Genomic DNA, 3,442 nt, shown 5'->3' on the forward strand with positions numbered 1-3,442 from the left:
GTCGGTGCGCTCTTCGGGGGGCGCTGCGCTCGCGAAAGTCTTAGCCCCCTCAGACCGCACCGACGCCCCCCGCCTCCCGTCCCCCCGTCCCCTGTCCCCTGTCCCCCGTGGACGCAAGCCGCGTCGGTTGACAGGGGATCGAGGGGGACGTAGGCTGGCCGCTCCTGGATGACGCCCGGGCTCGCCCGGGCGTCGTTCGTGTACGCCCCCCGCTCGCGGCACAACCGGAAGCCCGGCTTCCGGTGCAACCCGCCGGCTGACTGTCGCCGCAGGTTGTTCGCCACCGACGCAGCGGAACCCCGACCCAAGCGCACCGCGGAGTTGCCGCGCCGCCGCACCGTCAGAACGCCCGAGCCCGTGGGTCGGGCCGAGCACCGAGGACGATGATGCCCACCATCCAGCAGCTGGTTCGCAAGGGCCGCCAGGACAAGGCGGAGAAGGCCAAGACCCCGGCATTGAAGGGGTCGCCGCAACGCCGTGGTGTGTGCACGCGCGTGTACACCACCACGCCGAAGAAGCCGAACTCCGCGCTGCGCAAGGTCTGCCGTGTGCGGTTGACCTCGCAGATCGAGGTGACCGCCTACATCCCGGGCGAGGGCCACAACCTGCAGGAGCACTCGATCGTGCTCGTGCGCGGCGGTCGCGTGAAGGACCTCCCCGGTGTGCGCTACAAGGTCGTGCGGGCGGCGCTTGACGCCTCCGGTGTGCGGGACCGCAAGCAGGCGCGGTCCAAGTACGGCGCCAAGAAGGAGGGGTAGGGCATGCCTCGCAAGGGACCGGCACCCAAGCGGCCGCTGCTAGCGGACCCGAAGCACGAGAGCACGCTGGTCACCCAGCTGATCAACAAGATGATGCTGGACGGCAAGCGCTCCATCGCCGAGCGGCTCGTGTACGACGCCTTCGAGCTCATGCGTGAGCGCACCGGCGCCGACCCGGTGCAGACGTTCAAGAAGGGCCTCGACAACGTGAAGCCCGCGTTGGAGGTCAAGTCCCGGCGCGTCGGCGGTGCGACCTACCAGGTCCCGATCGAGGTGCGCCAGGGCCGGGGCACCACGCTCGCCCTGCGCTGGGTCGCGCAGTACGCCCGCGCCCGCCGCGAACCGACGATCTCGGAGCGGTTGGCCGGTGAGCTGCTCGACGCGAGCAACAACGCCGGCGCGGCGGTCAAGCGCCGCGAAGACACCCACAAGATGGCCGAGGCCAACAAGGCCTTCGCCCACTATCGCTGGTAGGAGTCATGGCTAAGCGCGACTTTCCGATCCGTCTGACCCGCAACATCGGGATCATGGCGCACATCGACGCCGGCAAGACCACCACCACCGAGCGCATCCTCTTCTACACCGGCCGGTCCTACAAGATGGGTGAGGTGCACGAGGGTGCTGCCGTCATGGACTGGATGGACCAGGAGCAGGAGCGGGGCATCACGATCACGTCGGCCGCCACCACCTGCGAGTGGGACGGTCACCAGATCAACATCATCGACACCCCTGGCCACGTCGACTTCACCGTCGAGGTGGAGCGCAGCCTGCGCATCCTCGACGGGGCCGTGGCCGTGTTCGACGCCGTGTCCGGAGTCGAGCCCCAGTCCGAGACCGTGTGGCGCCAGGCGGACAAGTACGGGGTCCCCCGCATCTGCTTCATCAACAAGATGGACCGCACAGGTGCCGACTTCTACGGCTCCTTCGACTCCCTCGTCGACCGGCTCGGCGCGAACCCCGTCGCCCTCCAGCTGCCGGTCGGCTCGGAGAGCGAGTTCATCGGCGTCGTCGACCTGATCGACATGAACGCCCGCGTCTGGGAGGGCTCCGGCGACGACTTCGGGACGACGTGGACCGACGTCGACATCCCCGATGACCTCGTGGAGCGCGCGAAGGAGCACCGGGCGAGGCTGGTCGAGAAGGTCGCCGAGACCGACGACGCGCTGCTCGAGAAGTTCGTCGGTGAGGTGGAGCTCACCCGCGAGGAGCTCATCGCGGGCATCCGCCACGCCACCATCAGCAACGCCCTCACGCCGGTGCTGTGCGGCACCGCCTTCAAGAACAAGGGCGTGCAGCTGCTGCTCGACGCCGTGGTGCGCTTCCTGCCGAGCCCGGAGGACGTGCCCCCCATGGAGGGCGTCGACGTCAAGACCGCCGCACCGATCGAGCGCAAGCCGCACGACGACGAGCCGTTCAGCGCATTGGCCTTCAAGATCATGAGCGACCCGTACGTCGGCAAGCTCACGTACTTCCGGGTCTACTCCGGGCAGGTCAACCAGGGCGATCAGGTCATCAACTCGACCAAGGACAAGAAGGAGCGCTTCGGGCGCATCCTGCAGATGCACGCCAACCACCGGGTCGACCGCGATGCCGCCCTGACCGGCGACATCGTCGCGGCGGTCGGGATGAAGCACACGAGCACCGGGGACACCCTGTGCGACCCGGACCACCCGGTCCTGCTCGAGACGATGGACTTCCCCGAACCGGTGATCGACATCGCCATCGAGCCGAAGACCAAGGCCGACCAGCAGAAGCTCGGCACGAGCCTGCAGAAGCTGGCCGAAGAGGACCCGACGTTCCGCGTCCGCACGGACGACGAGACCGGCCAGACCATCATCGGCGGCATGGGCGAGCTGCACCTGGAGGTGCTGGTCACCCGCCTGCTGCGCGAGTTCAAGGTCGATGCCAACGTGGGCAAGCCCCAGGTCGCCTACCGCGAGACCATCAAGCGGCCCGTCTACGACCACCTGCTGCGGTTCAAGCGCCAGACCGGTGGCTCCGGGCAGTTCGCCGAGGTGGAGATCACCCTGGAGCCCACCGGCGTCTTCGCCGAGGAGCCGCGCCAGGTCCTCGACGACCGCGGCGAGCCGACCGGGCAGATCGGTGGCTACGAGTTCAGCGACGCGATCAGGGGCGGCTCCATCCCGAAGGAGTTCATCCCCTCGGTGGACGCCGGGATCCGCGATGCCATGGAGGGCGGCATCCTCGCGGGCTACCCGCTCGTGGACGTGAAGGCCTCCCTGACCGACGGGAACTACCACGACGTGGACTCGTCGGAGATGTCGTTCAAGATCGCCGGCTCGATGGCGCTGAAGGAGGCGGCCCGCAAGGGTCACCCCGTGCTCCTGGAGCCGGTCATGGACGTGGAGGTCGTCACCCCCGAGGAGTACATGGGCGACGTCATCGGCGACCTGTCGGGCCGACGAGGCCAGATCGGGCAGATGACCGCCCGAGGCAACTCCCAGGTCATCACCGCGACCGTGCCGCTGTCGGAGATGTTCGGCTACGCCACCGACCTGCGTTCGAAGACCCAGGGTCGCGCCAACTACACCATGCAGTTCAGCGGCTACGAAGAAGTGCCTGCATCCCTGGCCGCGGAGATCGTCGCGAAAGTACGAGGAGAGTAGACATGGGCAAGGCGAAGTTCGATCGGACGAAGCCGCATCTGAACATTGGGACGATCG

The 3,442-nt window shown here is 68.0% G+C and carries 3 protein-coding genes; all 3 read left to right on the plus strand.

What is annotated here, in order from left to right:
* The first annotated feature begins 386 nt into the window (after window positions 1–386).
* Genes rpsL through fusA form a run of 3 tightly spaced genes read left to right on the plus strand, consistent with a single transcriptional unit; the run spans window position 387 to window position 3,385 of the window.
* Window positions 387–758 carry a 30S ribosomal protein S12 gene (gene rpsL / locus WD250_14170; protein ID MEX2621356.1) on the plus strand — a complete coding sequence of 124 codons (372 nt, stop codon included), beginning with the start codon at window positions 387–389 and terminating at the stop codon, window positions 756–758.
* Between the two features lie 3 nt (window positions 759–761).
* On the plus strand, window positions 762–1,232 hold the full coding sequence (gene rpsG / locus WD250_14175) for a 30S ribosomal protein S7 (GenBank protein MEX2621357.1): 471 nt from the start codon (window positions 762–764) through the stop codon (window positions 1,230–1,232).
* 5 nt (window positions 1,233–1,237) lie between these two features.
* The gene (fusA, locus tag WD250_14180; GenBank protein MEX2621358.1) at window positions 1,238–3,385 is read left to right on the plus strand and encodes an elongation factor G; all 2,148 of its coding nucleotides are present in this window, start codon (window positions 1,238–1,240) and stop codon (window positions 3,383–3,385) included.
* The last annotated feature ends 57 nt before the right edge of the window (window positions 3,386–3,442 follow it).

It is taken from the genome of Egibacteraceae bacterium (assembly GCA_040905805.1).
Classification (GTDB): domain Bacteria; phylum Actinomycetota; class Nitriliruptoria; order Euzebyales; family Egibacteraceae; genus DATLGH01.